Here is a 15,356-nt window from a genome sequence, read left to right as displayed (position 1 = left end):
TCAATCCTTGAAGCGTTTGGCCCGCGGCCAGCCCTTCTCCGGCATGCGCCCCGCCTGCGCACGCTCGCCCCGCCAGAACTTCAACTCGGCTGCCGGGATGGTCCGATTGCCCCATGGCAACCCTGCCGAAAGCACGAAGGCCTGCGCATCCGAGAGCTGGTCGCCCTTCGACTTCTGCAGCAGCACGCCCCTGCCCCGCCCCATCTCGGGAACCTGGTCGAGCGGGAAGATCAGCAGCTTGCGGCCTTCGCTCAACACGGCAATCGAGTTCGCACCGTCGGGGACGATGCCGAGGACCTGGGCCTTTTCCTTGTCGGCAAGATTCAGGACCTGCTTGCCGTTCTTGGTCTGCGCCACGACCTCGTCTTCCGGCACGATGAAGCCGCGGGCGGCGTCCGACGCGACCAGGAACTTGCGGCCGCCTCTGAACACGTCGAGCTGGACGATGTCCTGGTCGTTGCCCAGCTCGATCATCAGCCGGATCGGCTCGCCATGGCCGCGCGCACTCGGGAGGCGATCGCACCCTACCGTGTAGAAACGGCCATTGCTGCCGAAGAGCAGGATCTTGTCCGTGGACTGGGCGTGAATGGCGAAGCGTGCCGTATCGCCTTCCTTGTACTTCAGTTCGCCGGCAGCCTTGTCGTCGAGATGGCCCTTGGCAGCGCGGATCCATCCCTTTTCGGACAGGATGACCGTGACCGGCTCGCGCTCGACGAAATCCTCGATCGTATGCTCGATCTCGGCCGGCGCGTCGGCAAGTTCGGTACGGCGCCGCCCCAGCTCGGTCTTGCCGCCGAACTTCTTCTTGGTTTCGCGCACCTCGTCGGCGATGGCCTCCCACTGGAGACCTTCGTCCTTGAGCAGGGCCTTGAGATCCTTGCGCTCGGCGCTGAGCTTCTTGTGCTCGCCGCGGATCTCGAATTCCTCGAGCCGGCGCAGGGCGCGCAGGCGCATGTTCAGGATCGCTTCGGCCTGCATGTCGGTGAGCCCGAATGCCGCGATCATCTTGGGCTTGGGCTCGTCTTCCTCGCGGATGATCTTGATCAGCTTGTCGAGGTTCAGATAGGCGATCAGGTAGCCTTCGAGGATCTCCAGGCGCCGCTCGATCGCAGCCAGCCGGAAGGTCGAACGGCGGACCAGCACCTCGCGGCGGTGGTCGAGGAAGGCCTGCAGCGCCTCGCGCAGGTCCATGACGCGCGGCGTGTTGTCCTTGTCGAGGACATTGAGGTTCAGCGGGAAACGCGTCTCGAGGTCGCTGAGCTTGAAGAGCTGCTCCATCAGCAGCTCGGCCGGCACGTTGCCGGTCTTCGGCTCCAGCACGATGCGCACATCGTCGGCCGACTCGTCGCGCACGTCCTCGAGGATCGGCAGCTTCTTGGCGTTGATGATCTCAGCGATCCGCTCGATCAGCTTTCCCTTCTGCACCTGATAGGGGATCTGCGTGACGACGATGCGGTACTGGCCGCGCGGGAGCTGCTCGACTTCCCATTTGGCGCGCAGGCGGAAGGCACCACGGCCGGTCCTGTAGGCCTCGACGATGGCCTCGCGCGGCTCGACCAGGATGCCGCCGGTCGGGAAATCCGGCCCCTTCACCAAGTCGACCAGGGTCTCGATGCGCGAGTTGGGCGTCTTGATGACATGCAGCAGCGCGTCGCAGAGCTCGCCGACATTGTGCGGCGGGATCGAGGTCGCCATGCCGACGGCGATGCCCGCAGCCCCATTGGCCAGCAGGTTGGGAAAGCCGCCCGGCAGGACGATCGGCTCCTCGGTCGAGCCGTCGTAGTTGGGCCGGAAGTCGACGGCGTTTTCGTCGATGCCGCCCAGCAGCGCCTCGGCCACCTCGGTGAGGCGCGCCTCGGTGTAACGCATCGCGGCGGGGTTATCGCCGTCGATGTTGCCGAAATTGCCCTGGCCCTCGATCAGCGGATAGCGCGCGGCGAATTCCTGCGCGAGGCGCACCAGAGCGTCGTAGATCGACTGGTCACCGTGCGGGTGATACTGGCCGATCACGTCGCCGACCACGCGGGCGCTCTTCTTGAAGGCGCTGGTCGGATCGAGCCGCAGCTGGCGCATCGCGTACATCAACCGGCGATGCACGGGCTTCAGCCCGTCGCGCACGTCCGGCAGCGACCGCGACATGATGGTCGACAGCGCATACGACAGATAGCGCTCGCGGAGCGCGTCTCCGAATTGCACCGGCTTCACTTCGGCCAGTTGGACGACGTTATTGCGCTTTGCCATGGACCAGCGTGACGAGGGGGAAGAGCCGCAGTTCCAGCCGCGGCCGTGATTATTCTAGCGTTGGAGCGATTCCATAAATCTCGACCGTGCGGGAGGCAAGGGCTTGTTGTGCGGCCAAAAAACGTGCCGTTCGAGGAAAAAGCCCGTCAGATCGAGGCCCTGGCTCAGCTCCACGTCATCCGAGGACAACCCACCGGTGGATAGAAAGCCCGGCAGCGGCAGCAGCTTCTCCTTGTAGGGCCCGGCGGCCGCGCGGGAGACGGCACGGCCCGTCTTCGGCGAGACATAGGCCAGTTCCTCGGTCGACCCCGTGGCGGCGCATTTCTCGAGATCGAGGCCGAAGCCCAGCTCCTGCAGCAGGCCCAGTTCGAGGCGGACATAGATCGTGGGCCAACCGGGATGACCGATCGAGCCCAGGAACGCCCGGAACCCGTCGAACATCGCCGGATGCGGCTCCCGCTCGGGCAGGGCGGCGTCGATGACGGCGCACGCCGAGGCAAGCCCCGCCAGCTCCGAGGCATCGTCCATGGCGCGGGCGGCATTCGCCTCGCGCAGTTCGCCCGAGTAATTGCCCAGCTGCTCGGGAAGCCGGCCCCGCCAGGCCACCTCAACCACGTTCCCGGATTGCCAGACCGGACGGGCGCGCCGCGAGACGCCGCCCGGGACGAAACCCGAATGTCGCCCATGATCGCGCGTCAGCAGCGACACGACGAGGCCGGTCTCGCCGTGAGACCGTGCTGTCAGCACGATGCCTTCGTCCGTCCATTCCATGCTCGTGTATGCCCCGCCGGGGCAAATCGCGCTAGGTTGCGCCATGGCGAAACGACCGGGGCCGATATCGAGACGGCGAGCCTTGAAGGGCGCAGGCGCGCTCGCCGCCCTGCCCTCTCGTGTCTTCGCCCAGACGTCCGCCGCCGCGCGGCCACGTCTGATGCAGGGCGTCCAGTCAGGCGACATCAGCATCGACGGCGTGACCCTGTGGAGCCGTTCGGACCGGGCGGCCCGCATGATCGTCGAATATGCAACGACAGAGCGTTTTACGGACGCTCGGCGGATCGAAGGGCCGCTCGCGCTCGAAGCGGCCGGTTTCACGTCACGCCTGCGTCTGGGCGAGCTGCCGCCGGGGCAGACGATCTTCTATCGCGTCGCCTATGCCGATCCGGCCATCGCAGGCGCGACGAGCGATTGGGTGCAGGGCCGCTTCCGCACGCCCCTGGCTGCCGCGGCAGATGTGAGCTTCGTGTGGTCTGCCGACACGGTCGGCCAGGGCTGGGGCATCAATCCCGACATCGGCGGCATGACGATCTACGAGACGATGAGGTCGCTGGCGCCGGACTTCTTCGTTCATTGCGGCGACACGATCTATGCCGACGATCCGCTCGCGTCGGAGAAGAAGCTGCCGGACGGGCGCCTCTGGAAGAACCTCGTTACGGACGCGAAGTCGAAGGTCGCCGAGACGCTCGACGAGTTCCGCGGCAATCATCTCTACAATTTCCTCGACGCCAACCTGCGCCACTTCAACGCCGAGGTCCCGATGATCGCCCTGTGGGACGATCACGACGTCGTCGACAACTGGTACCGGGAAAAGCGCCTCGACGAGGACCCGCGTTATCGCGAGAAGAGCGTGGGCGTGCTGGCGCAGCGCGCCGAACGCGCCTTTCGCGAGTTCATGCCGCTGGCCGGCGGACTGGACGGACCGATGCGCCTCTATCGCAAGTTCTCGTTCGGTCCGCGTCTCGATCTCTTCCGCCTCGACATGCGGAGCTTCCGCGCCGCCAACGGTCCCAACCGGCAGGAGGGGGCGGACAAGGACACGGCCTTTCTCGGCCTCGAACAGGTCGGATGGCTGAAACAGGCGCTCAAATCCTCAACGGCGACCTGGAAGATCATCGCGGCCGACATGCCGCTCGGGCTCGTCGTTTTTGACGACTGGCGCCGCAAATCCGGCTTCGAGGCGGTGGCCAATAGCGACGACGGGCCGCCGCTCGGGCGCGAGTTGGAGATCGCCGGCTTGCTGTCCTTCATCAGGCGCGAGGACATCCGCAACGTGCACTGGATCACCGCCGACGTGCACTATCCCGCCACCCATCGCTACGATCCCGCCCGGGCCGCCTTCCAGGACTTCACGCCGTTCTACGAATTCGTGTCGGGGCCGCTCTGCGCCGGCGGCTTCGGACCGAACGCACTCGACGGCACGTTTGGACCTCAGGTGATCTTCCAGAAGGTGCCGCCGCCCGGCCGCTTCGATCTCTCGCCGCTCGAAGGATCGTGCCACTTCGGCCACGTGAAGATCGATGGCCGCTCAGGCGCAATGACGGTCAGCCATCGCGACGCGAGCGGCAAGGTCATCCATTCGCTGGAACTGGCGCCGTCCTAGAAACAACAACTCTGTCATCCTGAGCGCAGCGAAAGATCTAACGGCTGATAAGGAGTCCGCTGGTCGCTCCGCCAGGTCCTTCGCTTCGCTCAGGACGACAGTTGTGAACGCGGCCTGAGGCCGTCACTTCAGGACTGATAATCCAGCCCGATCGTTCGGTAATGCGAGGGATCTTCGGCCCAGCGCTCGCTCACCTTGACGTGCAGGAAGAGATGCACCGGACGCTCGAGCATCTGCGAAAGCTCGTGACGCGCGCGCGCGCCGATCTGCTTGATGCGGGCCCCGCCCTTGCCGAGGAAGATCGCGCGCTGGCCCTCGCGCTGGACATAGATGATCTGCTCGACCCTGACGCTGCCGTCGGGACGATCCTCCCACTTCTCGGTCTCGACCGCCGCCTCGTAGGGCAGTTCCTGGTGAAGCTGCATGAACACCTGCTCGCGCGTCACCTCCGCCGCCAGCAAGCGCAGCGGCAGGTCGGCGGCCTGATCCTCCGGGTAGAGGAACGGCCCCGGCGGGACGGCGAGCGCGAAAGCGGCGAGCAGGTCGCCGATGCCGTCAGCCTTGAGCGCGCTCACCATGAAGGTGCGCTCGAACGGCACGATCGCGTTGAGTTCGGCGGTGAGCGCGAGCAACGTCTCGCGCGCCACCAGGTCGATCTTGTTCAGGACAAGGATGCGCGGCGTCTTCGAATCCTTGAGCCGCTCGGCGATCGCCTTGGTCTCCTGGCCAATACCGCGCTCGGCATCGACCACCAGCGCCACCAGGTCGGCATCGTTGGCGCCCTGCCAGGCGGCGGCGACCATGGCGCGCTCCAGGCGTCGCTTGGCGACGCGGAAAATGCCGGGCGTATCGACCAGCACGACCTGCGCCCGCGAGGAACCGTCGCCCGTGTCGGGAATGTCCGCCATCGCGATGCCGATCACGCGCATGCGCGTGGTCTGCACCTTGGGTGACACGATGCTCACCTTGGACCCGACCAGCCCGTTCACCAGGGTCGATTTGCCGGCGTTCGGCGCGCCGACGACGGCGACGAAGCCGGCCCGCGTTGCAGGTGTGCTCATGCCTCGTTCAACCTTTCCAGCAATGTCATGGCAGCCAGCCGCTCGGCCTCGCGCTTGCTGCCGCCGCGGCCACGGGCGGGTTCGTGTCCCTTGAGAATCGCATCGACCACGAAGACCGGCGCGTGCGGCGGCCCCTCGCGATCAACCTCGAGATAGACCGGAAGGGGCAGGCGGCGCGCCTGGGCCCATTCCTGCAGGGCCGTCTTGGGATCGCGGGGCACCGCCACCCGACTGCTCAGGCGGTCGCCCCACAGCACGGCCACGCTGGCCGCCGCGGCTTCGAGGCCGGCATCCAGGAAGATGGCACCGAGGAGCGCTTCCAGCGCATCGGCCAGGATGTTGGGCCGCACGCTACTGCCCTGCGTCCGCTCCGAATCGCCGAGCCGCAAATGGACGCCGAGGCCGATTTCCGTCGCGATCTCGACCAGCGTTTCGGCGCGCACCAGAGCGGCGTGGCGGCGCGCCAGCTCGCCTTCGCGCTCGTGCGGGAAGTGGCGCAACAGAAGATCGGCCATGGCGAGCGACAGGACGCGGTCGCCCAGGAATTCCAGCCGCTCGTTGCCGTTCGGGAAGGCCGCCTTGAGCTCGGGCCGGCGGTCGAGCGCGCTGCGATGGGTCAGCGCTTCCGAAGCCAATTCTGGATGCGCGAAAACATGACCCACACCCTTCGACAGCGCCGCGAGATCGACGTCTGTCGAATTCAGTGGATTGCCATGAAGAAGCGGTTCCAGCGTATCGCCTCGGGCCATTTCCACGGCTCCAGCCACCCTGCGGCTGATGGATCGTGCGAGAAGAATATGAATTCCGCCCGGCCCACCAGGTTCTCGGCCGGCACATACCAGCCGAGCTGGTCGCGATCGCGTGTCGAGCCCGTGAAGTCGCGCAGCATCAGCCGCGTTCGACTGTCGAGCGAATCGTCGCGATTGTCGCCCATGACGAAGTAACTGCCGGCCGGCACCAGGAATTCCGGGGTGTTGTCGGCCATGCCATCGTCGCGATATTCGAGAACCGTGTAGCGGCGGCCGTTCGGCAGGGTTTCGCTGTAGAGCGTGCCCTTCTGATAGTGCCCGTTATTGCCCTTCACATGATCGCCGATCTTCAGCCGGTCGACCGCCACGCCGTTTATGTGCAGCAGGCCGTTCGTCACCTGGATACGGTCGCCCGGCATGCCGACGATGCGCTTGATGTAATCGGTGCGATTGACGCCCTGGCCCTGGTCGCCGGGATACTTGAACACGGCGACGTCACCGCGCTCCGGGGGCGAGCCGAAGATCCGTCCGGAAAAGACACCGAGCGAAAACGGGAAGGAATGCTTGCTGTATCCGTACGAATACTTGGACACGAACAGGTAGTCGCCGACCAGCAAGGTCGGGATCATCGAGCCGCTGGGGATGTTGAAAGGCTCGATGGCAAAGGTCCGCACGACCAGTGCGATCAGGACGGCATAGACCACCGTCCGGACGGTTTCGCCCCACCCGCCGGTCTTCTCTTGTGCTCTCTTGCGACGCTCAGCCACGTCCGTCATCGCCGTACCAGTTTGAACAAGCCGGGGCTATAGCAGGGCCCGGCGCCCCTGTCTCCCGCCCCAACCGCGGCATGGGAGCCGTGCCGACTGCCGAAAGCACCCGTCGGATCATGGGCCGGGCACCGCGGAGATGATCACGACCGCCTGAGCCAGCGGGTATTCGTCGGTGATGCTCAAGTCGATTTGTGCCGTCATGCCGGCCGGCGTGATCTTTTGAAGCCGGGCCAACGCCCCGCCCGTCAGGGCCAGGGTGGGCTTGCCGCTCTTCTGATTGATCACACCCATGTCACGCCAGAAGACGCCCGCCCGCAGCCCCGTCCCCAGCGCCTTGGCGCAGGCCTCCTTGGCGGCGAAGCGCTTGGCGTAGCTGGCGGCCCGGGTCGCCCGGCCTTCCGAGCGCTTCTGCTCGGTTTCCGTGAAGACGCGCTGAATGAACCGCTGACCAAAGCGCTCCAGCGATTTCTCGATGCGCCGGATGTCGCAGAGATCGTTGCCCAGGCCGATGATCACGCCGCGGCTCCCGCGGCGCGCGCGGCGTCCATGATACGCCGCATTTCGCGGATCGCCGGTTCCAGACCGACGAAGATCGCCTCGCCGATCAGGAAATGGCCGATGTTGAGTTCGCGCACTTCGGGAATGGCGGCAATCGGCCCGACGTCGGCGTAGCTCAGCCCATGGCCGGCATGGCACTCCAGGCCGAGTCTGGCGCACAGCGCCGCCGCCGAGGCGATGCGCTGCAATTCCGCCTGCTTAGGCGGGCCCTCGATCTCGCAATAGCGCCCGGTGTGCAATTCCACGACCGGCGCCCCCAGCGTGACGGCCGCCTCGAGTTGCCGGGGATCGGCCTCGATGAACAGCGAGACGCGGATGCCGGCATCGCGCAGGCGGGCAATCATCGGCTTGAGGTGATTGTGCTGACCGGCGGCGTCGAGCCCGCCTTCGGTCGTGCGCTCCTCGCGCTTCTCCGGCACGATACAGGCGGCGTGCGGGCGATGGCGCAAGGCGATGTCGATCATCTCCTCGGTCGCCGCCATCTCGAAATTGAGCGGCACCTTGAGCTCCCGCATCAGCCCGTCGATGTCGGCGTCGACGATGTGGCGCCGGTCTTCGCGCAGATGCGCCGTGATGCCGTCGGCACCGGCCGCCTCGGCCAGGCGCGCGGCGCGCAGCGGATCGGGCAGATGCCCGCCACGGGCGTTCCGTACCGTGGCGACGTGATCGATGTTGATGCCGAGACGCAGGGGATGGGGCGCAGTCATACGCAACTTTCGCGGAGAGAGGTCGAGGAAGCCGTCAATTGCGGGCGCGTTCGACGGCGTTGATGGCGGGGGTGGCGCGCAGCGCCGCGGTGATGTCGGCCAGATGCTTCACATCGGACACCTCGACGTCGATCACCATGTCGAAGAAATCCATCGACCGGTTGACGATGCGCAGGTTGGAGATGTTTCCCTCGTGGCGGGCGATCACCGTGGACAGGCTCGACAGGCTGCCAGGCTGGTTCGCGACGGTGATCTTGAGGCGGCCGGTGTAGACGCCACCTCCCCCCTCGCTCACCGAATCCCAGCCGACGTCGATCCAGCGCTCCGGCGACTCCGAGAAGCTCTCCAGCGTGGCGCAGTCGATCGTGTGGATGGTGACGCCCTTGCCGGTGGTGATGATGCCCACGATTCGATCGCCGGGCAGCGGGTGGCAGCAGCGCGCAAAGTGCACCGCCATGCCCGGGATCAGCCCGCGAATGGCGATCTGCTCGCCGTCCAGCTTGCCCCCTCGCGCGCCCTCGCCCGCCTTGCCCGACTTGCCGGTACGCGCGCGCGTGATCGGCACCACGTCGGCGCCCCCCTTCCGCGGCTGCTTCAGCCCCGGATAGACCGCCGTCAGGACCTCGCGGGCGCCCAAAAGCCCGGCGCCGACCGTGGCGACGAGATCGTCCGTCGAGGCCTGCTTGAAGTTGAGGCGCACGCCCTCGAGGCCCTTCTCGGTGACCTCGTAGCCCTCCTCGTGAAAGGCCTTGTCGAGCAGCGACTTGCCGAGCTGGATGTACTGCTCGCGCTGGCGCGTGCGAATGAAGCGGCGGATCGCGGCCTTGGCCTTGCCGGTGACGACGAAGCGCTCCCAGGTCGGCGACGGGGTCTGGGCCTTCGATGTGATGATATCGACCTGGTCGCCGTTGGTGAGCTGCGTACGCAGGGGCAACATGCGGCCGTTGATCTTGGCGCCGACGCAGGTGTCGCCCACCTGGCTGTGCACGGCATAGGCGAAGTCGATCGGGGTTGCGCCGCGCGGCAGCGCGATCAGCTTGCCCTTGGGCGTAAAGCAGAAGACCTGGTCCTGAAACATCTCGAGCTTGGTGTGCTCGAGGAACTCCTCGGCGTTGGGCGCCTTGTCGAGGATGTCCATGAGACTGCGCAGCCAGGCATATTGCGGCGCGTCGGTCGATGGCTCCCCCTGCTTGTAGATCCAGTGGGCGGCCACGCCGCGCTCCGCCTGGTCCTGCATCTCGCCGGTGCGGATCTGTATCTCGATGCGCTGGCCGAGCGGGCCGATGACGCCGGTATGGAGCGAGCGGTAGCCGTTCGGCTTGGGAACCGAAATGTAGTCCTTGAAGCGCTGCGGCAGCACCTGGTAGCGGCCGTGCAACAGGCCGAGTGCCTGATAACACTGCGCCACGTCCGCGACGATGATGCGGAACGCCATGATGTCGGAGAGCTGCTCGAAGGATACGTTCTTCTTCTGCATCTTCCGCCAGATCGAATAGGGCGTCTTCTCGCGGCCCGAAACCTGGGCCTCGAGCCCGCCCTCCTTCAGCGTGCGGACCAGCTCGACCTCGATCTGGGGCACCAGCTTGTCGCCGCGCTCGCGCAGGTAACCCTGGCGCGCCAGCACCGACGCGCGGCCATCGGGATTGAGTTCGGCGAACGCCAGCTCTTCCAACTCGCGCTTCACCTTCTCCATGCCGATGCGCGAGGCGAGCGGCGCATAGAGGTCCATGGTTTCGCGTGCGATGCGGCGGCGGCGCGCCGGCTCCTTGATGTGATGGAGCGTGCGCATGTTGTGCAGGCGGTCGGCGAGCTTCACCAGCAGCACGCGGATGTCCGACGACATCGCCAGCACCAGCTTCCGCAGGTTCTCGGCTTCCTTGGTGCTCTCCGACTGGATCTCCAGGCGCGAGAGCTTGGTGACGCCGTCGACCAGGCGCGCGATGTCCTCGCCGAACAGGCTGGCGATCTCGTCGCGCGTGGCGTCGGTATCCTCCAGCGTGTCGTGCAGCAGGCCGGTGACGATCGAGTCGGTGTCGAGCCGCATCTCGGCCAGGAGGCCGGCGACCTCGACGGGATGGGAGAAATAGGGGTCGCCCGAGGCGCGAAGCTGGTTGCCGTGCTTCTTCAGCCCATAGACGTAGGCACGGTTCAGAACGTCCTCGTCCGCATCCGGATCGTAGGACTGTACGCGTTCGACGAGTTCAAATTGGCGAATCATGGCAGTCGCCCACTATATGGGGACGATTGCGATCACTCCACGACGATTGCGCGAATAGCAGGCTGAACCCTGTTAGGGCTCAGCCCGCCGTCCGGCTATTCGGCGACGTCGTCTTCCTCGGCCATCGGCAGCGCCTTGGGCTGGGCGGCTTCCGCACCGCCCTGCGCCAGCGCCGCGGCCAGCTCCTGCTCGAGCTCGGCCATCTCGTTGACTTCCTCGGGCTTGTCGACGTCGGCGTGCTTCTGCATGCCGGAGATCAGGGAGTCCTTCAGGACCACCTGGTCGAGCTTCATCTCGGCGATCTCGCGCAGCGCCACCACGGGGTTCTTGTCGCGGTCGCGGTCGAGCGTGATCTGGGCGCCGGCGGAGATATCGCGAGCGCGCTGCGATGCAAACATGACCAGTTCGAAACGGTTGGGAACCTGCACGATGCAGTCTTCGACGGTGACACGCGCCATGGCGGGGACCTCAAATTTCTTGGAAGTCGCGGGTTATACAAGCCCCTGCCCAAAAGGCAAGCCGGGAGGTTCGAAGGGCTGGGCGATCTGGTCCGCTGGCAAGGCGTCCAGGAATTCGCGAATCGAAGCTCCCGAGACCGGGTGGCGCCAGGCGGGGGCCAGATCGGCCAGCGGGCGCAATACGAAGGCCCGCCCCGTCATCCGGGGATGCGGCAGGGTCGCCTTCGAAGGGCCGGGAGCCGCGATGTGCCCCCGATAATCGAGCAAATCCAGGTCGATCAGGCGGGCCGCATTCGGCACGCTCCGGACACGGCCGAACAGGTCCTCGATCTCGTGCAGGGTGGCCAGCAGCTCGTCGGGCGACAGGGACGTGGCGATTTCGGCCACCAGATTGACGTACCAGGGCTGATCGGACGCCGGCACCGGCGCCGTCCTGTACCAGCGGGAATAGCGCAGTACGCGCACCTGCCGCCGGTCCAGTTCCAGCAGCGCGGCCTGGAGCGTCTCCTGGGGCGAGGCATAGGACGGGTGGGGCAGATTGGCTCCGGCGCCAATGAAAATCGGTCGGCGGTCTCTATTGTCCACCAGCAAGCGCCCCCAACCCCTTGTGATCTATGGATGAAATACCTACTCTTAATATACTTTCCGAGCGCTGGGAGTTACCAGCCTTCGGTGGCCACGCATATTTTACGCTCGACCTGCGCATATTATTCATAAGGGCTTGATCGCCATGAAAGGCAATTTTTACGAGAACGAGCGCGTTGCGCTGTTCATCGACGGTGCGAATCTCTACTCGGCCGCCCGCTCCCTCGGCTTCGACATCGACTATCGCCGGCTGTTGAAGGTGTTCCGCGAAAAGGGCCGGCTGGTCCGCGCCTATTATTACACCGCGCTGGTCGAGGATCAGGAATATTCGCCGATCCGGCCGCTGATCGATTGGCTCGACTACAACGGCTACACCATGGTCACCAAGCCGGCCAAGGAGTTCACCGATGCCATGGGTCGCCGCAAGATCAAGGGCAACATGGACATCGAGCTGGCCATCGACGTGCTCGAAATGGCCGACCATCTCGACCATGTGATCCTGTTCTCGGGCGACGGCGACTTCCGCCGGCTGGTGGAAGCGGTTCAGCGCCGCGGCATCCGGGTCTCGGTCGTCAGCACCATCAAGTCCGCCCCGCCGATGGTGGCGGATGAGCTGCGCCGTCAGGCCGACGACTTCATCGAGCTGTCCGAGCTGGCGCCGCTGATCGCCCGCAATCCGTCGGAGCGCGCGCCGCGTCCGGCCGCCGCGCCGGGTACACCGCGCGAGGCCGAAGGGGAATTCGACGAGGCGCCGCCTGAGTCGATGATGCGATCGGCCTAAGGCCGCCTCACCCCGTGCCTGCGCAAGCCTTCGAAGAGCCGCCGCTCGACTGCCCACTCTGTCCGAGGCTCGTGGCGTTCCGTCACGAGCTGCAGGGCAAGTTTCCGGATTGGAAGAATGCGCCGGTCCGGTCGTTTGGCAAGCTCGACGCCCGCCTGCTGATCGTCGGCCTGGCGCCCGGCATGAAGGGCGCCAACCGCACCGGCCGCCCCTTCACCGGCGACTATGCCGGTGACCTCCTCTACTCGACCTTGCTGAAGTTCGGTTTCGCCCAGGGCACCTACCGGGCCGATCCGACCGACGGGCTGCGGCTCGTCGACTGCCGCATCGCCAACGCCGTGCGCTGCCTGCCGCCGGAGAACAAGCCCCTGCCCCTCGAGTTCACCGCCTGCCGGCCGTTCCTGCAGTCCGAACTCGCCGTCATGCCGAAGCTGCGGATCCTCGTGGCCCTGGGCAAGGGAGCCCACGACCAGATCCTGCGCGCCCTGACCGTGCGGCCGGCCGGCGCCTACCCGTTCATCCATGGCCGCCTGCACGAGCTTCCCACCGGCCTGATGCTCGCCGACAGCTATCACTGCTCGCGCTACAACACGAACACCGGCCGCCTCACGACCGAGATGTTCCACCAGGTCTTCGACGGCGTCAGCCGCGCGCTCGACACCTGACGCTTCGCGCAGAAACAGAAAAACCGACATCCCTTCGGCCGGAGCCGTTGGAATGTCGGTTTCTATGGTTGCGGGGGCAGGATTTGAACCTACGACCTTCAGGTTATGAGCCTGACGAGCTACCGGGCTGCTCCACCCCGCGTCAAATCGATCGCGCTGAGCGCGTGTTTATCCGGAATGTATTTCCTTAGCGTTCGGAAGATCCGGCAGCGACCTACTCTCCCGTGCCTTGAGACACAGTACCATTGGCGCTGAGAGTTTTCACGTCCGAGTTCGGAATGGGATCGGGTGTACACCTCTCGCTAGAGCCACCGGATCGTCCGAACGCAAAGGATTGAGGTCTTAAAGTCGTGCACAAGGCCATGCGGCGGATGTCGACCGCTGCACGGAACGAATGAAGTCAAGCCGATCGAGCTATTAGTACCGCTAAGCTGAATGCATCACTGCACTTGCACATGCGGCCTATCAACGTGGTGGTCTACCACGACTCTCAGCGAGACCTAGTTTTGAGGCGGGTTTCACGCTTAGATGCTTTCAGCGTTTATCCCTTCACTACATAGCTACCCGGCGCTACGGCTGGCGCCATAACCGGTACACCAGAGGTAAGTCCATCCCGGTCCTCTCGTACTAAGGACGGCTCCTCTCAAGTCTCGAACACCCACAGCAGATAGGGACCAAACTGTCTCACGACGTTTTGAACCCAACTCACGTACCACTTTAATCGGCGAACAGCCGAACCCTTGGGACCTGCTCCAGCCCCAGGATGTGATGAGTCGACATCGAGGTGCCAAACACCACCGTCGCTGTGGACGCTTGGGTGGTATCAGCCTGTTATCCCCGGCGTACCTTTTATCCGTTGAGCGATGGCCCACTCACGCGGAACCACCGGATCACTATGGCCGACTTTCGTCCCTGCTCGACTTGTCAGTCTCGCAGTCAGGCGGGCTTGTGCCATTGCACTCAGCAGCCGATTTCCGACCGGCCTGAGCCCACCATCGCGCGCCTCCGTTACTCTTTGGGAGGCGACCGCCCCAGTCAAACTACCCACCATGCAGGGTCCCGGATCTGGATGACAGACCGCGGTTAGACATCAAAGAACAAAAGGGCGGTATTTCAAGGTTGCCTCCACCAGAGCTAGCGCCCCGGTTTCAAAGGCTCCCGCCTATCCTACACATCCATTCTCTAATGCCACTGCAAAGTTGTAGTAAAGGTGCACGGGGTCTTTCCGTCTAACTGCGGGTACCCCGCATCTTCACGGGGAATTCAATTTCGCCGAGCCCATGTTGGAGACAGCGGGGAAGTCGTTACGCCATTCGTGCAGGTCGGAACTTACCCGACAAGGAATTTCGCTACCTTAGGACCGTTATAGTTACGGCCGCCGTTTACCGGGGCTTCAATTCAAGGCTTGCACCTCTCCTCTTAACCTTCCGGCACCGGGCAGGCGTCAGACCCTATACTTCGCCTCACGGCTTAGCAGAGCCCTGTGTTTTTGGTAAACAGTCGCCACCCCCTAGTCTGTGCCCCTCTGACGAGACCGTCAGAGGCCCCCTTATCCCGAAGTTACGGGGGTAAATTGCCTAGTTCCTTCAACATGGTTCCCTCAAGCGCCTTGGTATACTCTACCAGTCCACCTGTGTCGGTTTAGGGTACGGTCTATACGCTGGGGCTATTTCCTGGAACCCTTGGGCCGCCCGAGCATTCGCCAACGAGCTCGGGCCACTTTTCGGATCCGTCACCACCAGCAGGCCCACGAATATTGACGTGGTTCCCATCGTCTACGGCTGTCGCCCTCGACTTAGGGGCCGGCTAACCCTGCGCGGATTGACCTTGCGCAGGAACCCTTGGACTTACGGCGAAAGCGTCTCTCACGCTTTTTATCGCTACTTATGTCAGCATTCTCACTTCCGATACCTCCAGGAGCCCTCACGGGTCTCCCTTCGCAGGCTTACGGAACGCTCCGCTACCACTCTTTCGAGTCCGCAGCTTCGGTGCATGGCTTGAGCCCCGGTACATCTTCGGCGCAGGATTTCTTAATTAGACCAGTGAGCTATTACGCTTTCTTTAAAGGATGGCTGCTTCTAAGCCAACCTCCTGGTTGTTATGGAATTCCCACATCCTTTCCCACTTAGCCATGACTTAGGGACCTTAGCTGGCGGTCTGGGCTGTTTCCCTCTCGACGACGGACC

13 protein-coding genes, 1 tRNA gene and 2 rRNA genes (1 of these 16 running past the window's edge) are annotated in these 15,356 nt (G+C 64.7%); 3 read left to right on the top strand and 13 right to left on the bottom strand.

From position 1 onward, the window contains the following. Nucleotides 1-2,241 carry a DNA topoisomerase IV subunit A gene (gene parC, locus ACQY78_RS25835; RefSeq protein ID WP_428680599.1) on the bottom strand — a complete coding sequence of 747 codons (2,241 nt, stop codon included), beginning with the start codon at nt 2,239-2,241 and terminating at the stop codon, nt 1-3. Nucleotides 2,242-2,295: 54 nt separating this feature from the next. Next, the gene (recO, locus tag ACQY78_RS25830) at nt 2,296-3,012 is read right to left on the bottom strand and encodes a DNA repair protein RecO (protein WP_428680596.1); all 717 of its coding nucleotides are present in this window, start codon (nt 3,010-3,012) and stop codon (nt 2,296-2,298) included. Nucleotides 3,013-3,094: 82 nt separating this feature from the next. Here recO and ACQY78_RS25825 point away from each other — a divergent pair, with 82 nt between their 5' ends. Then, nucleotides 3,095-4,618, top strand: coding sequence for an alkaline phosphatase D family protein (locus tag ACQY78_RS25825; protein WP_428680593.1), 1,524 nt, complete (start codon nt 3,095-3,097; stop codon nt 4,616-4,618). A gap of 128 nt (nt 4,619-4,746) precedes the next feature. Here ACQY78_RS25825 and era read toward each other — a convergent pair whose 3' ends face one another. From era to folK, 8 genes are all read right to left on the bottom strand, one after another. Further along, nucleotides 4,747-5,679, bottom strand: a complete 933-nt coding sequence (gene era / locus ACQY78_RS25820) for a GTPase Era (protein WP_428680590.1) — start codon at nt 5,677-5,679, stop codon at nt 4,747-4,749. Beyond that, complete coding sequence (gene rnc / locus ACQY78_RS25815; protein WP_428680587.1) at nt 5,676-6,428, bottom strand: ribonuclease III; 753 nt, start codon at nt 6,426-6,428, stop codon at nt 5,676-5,678. Before rnc ends, era begins: the two co-directional genes overlap by 4 nt. Beyond that, nucleotides 6,380-7,204: a signal peptidase I gene (gene lepB, locus ACQY78_RS25810; RefSeq protein WP_428680584.1), complete on the bottom strand. Its 825-nt coding sequence runs from the start codon at nt 7,202-7,204 to the stop codon at nt 6,380-6,382. Before lepB ends, rnc begins: the two co-directional genes overlap by 49 nt. A gap of 108 nt (nt 7,205-7,312) precedes the next feature. Then, nucleotides 7,313-7,714, bottom strand: a complete 402-nt coding sequence (gene acpS / locus ACQY78_RS25805) for a holo-ACP synthase (protein ID WP_428680581.1) — start codon at nt 7,712-7,714, stop codon at nt 7,313-7,315. Continuing rightward, nucleotides 7,711-8,463, bottom strand: coding sequence for a pyridoxine 5'-phosphate synthase (locus ACQY78_RS25800; RefSeq protein ID WP_428680578.1), 753 nt, complete (start codon nt 8,461-8,463; stop codon nt 7,711-7,713). Before ACQY78_RS25800 ends, acpS begins: the two co-directional genes overlap by 4 nt. 34 nt (nt 8,464-8,497) lie before the next feature. After that, entirely contained in the window at nt 8,498-10,681 is a 2,184-nt protein-coding gene (locus tag ACQY78_RS25795) for a RelA/SpoT family protein (RefSeq protein WP_428680575.1), read from the bottom strand. 95 nt (nt 10,682-10,776) lie between these two features. Continuing rightward, nucleotides 10,777-11,139, bottom strand: coding sequence for a DNA-directed RNA polymerase subunit omega (gene rpoZ, locus ACQY78_RS25790; RefSeq protein ID WP_428680572.1), 363 nt, complete (start codon nt 11,137-11,139; stop codon nt 10,777-10,779). 33 nt (nt 11,140-11,172) lie between these two features. Further along, nucleotides 11,173-11,724 (bottom strand): 2-amino-4-hydroxy-6-hydroxymethyldihydropteridine diphosphokinase, encoded by a 552-nt coding sequence (folK, locus tag ACQY78_RS25785; RefSeq protein WP_428686506.1) that lies wholly within the window; start codon nt 11,722-11,724, stop codon nt 11,173-11,175. A 145-nt stretch (nt 11,725-11,869) separates the two neighbouring features. Here folK and ACQY78_RS25780 point away from each other — a divergent pair, with 145 nt between their 5' ends. Next, entirely contained in the window at nt 11,870-12,505 is a 636-nt protein-coding gene (locus ACQY78_RS25780) for an NYN domain-containing protein (RefSeq protein ID WP_428680569.1), read from the top strand. After that, entirely contained in the window at nt 12,496-13,170 is a 675-nt protein-coding gene (locus tag ACQY78_RS25775; protein WP_428686504.1) for a uracil-DNA glycosylase, read from the top strand. Before ACQY78_RS25780 ends, ACQY78_RS25775 begins: the two co-directional genes overlap by 10 nt. A 65-nt stretch (nt 13,171-13,235) precedes the next feature. Here the strand turns inward: ACQY78_RS25775 and ACQY78_RS25770 are convergent. The 3 genes from ACQY78_RS25770 to ACQY78_RS25760 all read right to left on the bottom strand — a co-directional run. After that, nucleotides 13,236-13,312 (bottom strand) — tRNA-Met (locus ACQY78_RS25770). Between the two features lie 59 nt (nt 13,313-13,371). Beyond that, nucleotides 13,372-13,486: ribosomal RNA gene (gene rrf / locus ACQY78_RS25765) — 5S ribosomal RNA — on the bottom strand. An 80-nt stretch (nt 13,487-13,566) separates the two neighbouring features. Beyond that, nucleotides 13,567-15,356, bottom strand: a 23S ribosomal RNA gene (locus tag ACQY78_RS25760) (it continues 940 nt past the right edge of the window).

The organism is Reyranella sp., from assembly GCF_965279625.1.
In the GTDB taxonomy this organism is placed as follows: domain Bacteria; phylum Pseudomonadota; class Alphaproteobacteria; order Reyranellales; family Reyranellaceae; genus Reyranella.
The sequence above is the reverse complement of the archived record's forward strand: the minus strand, read 5'-3'. Positions and strand labels throughout refer to the sequence as shown.

What these genes read in the sequence shown, in the direction of transcription:
- lepB (WP_428680584.1), bottom strand. Translation starts at nt 7,204, where the DNA reads ATGACGGACGTGGCTGAGCGTCGCAAGAGAGCACAAGAGAAGACCGGC.
- recO (WP_428680596.1), bottom strand. Translation starts at nt 3,012, where the DNA reads ATGGAATGGACGGACGAAGGCATCGTGCTGACAGCACGGTCTCACGGC.
- era (WP_428680590.1), bottom strand. Translation starts at nt 5,679, where the DNA reads ATGAGCACACCTGCAACGCGGGCCGGCTTCGTCGCCGTCGTCGGCGCG.
- rnc (WP_428680587.1), bottom strand. Translation starts at nt 6,428, where the DNA reads ATGGCCCGAGGCGATACGCTGGAACCGCTTCTTCATGGCAATCCACTG.
- ACQY78_RS25795 (WP_428680575.1), bottom strand. Translation starts at nt 10,681, where the DNA reads ATGATTCGCCAATTTGAACTCGTCGAACGCGTACAGTCCTACGATCCG.
- ACQY78_RS25800 (WP_428680578.1), bottom strand. Translation starts at nt 8,463, where the DNA reads ATGACTGCGCCCCATCCCCTGCGTCTCGGCATCAACATCGATCACGTC.
- rpoZ (WP_428680572.1), bottom strand. Translation starts at nt 11,139, where the DNA reads ATGGCGCGTGTCACCGTCGAAGACTGCATCGTGCAGGTTCCCAACCGT.
- parC (WP_428680599.1), bottom strand. Translation starts at nt 2,241, where the DNA reads ATGGCAAAGCGCAATAACGTCGTCCAACTGGCCGAAGTGAAGCCGGTG.
- ACQY78_RS25780 (WP_428680569.1), top strand. Translation starts at nt 11,870, where the DNA reads ATGAAAGGCAATTTTTACGAGAACGAGCGCGTTGCGCTGTTCATCGAC.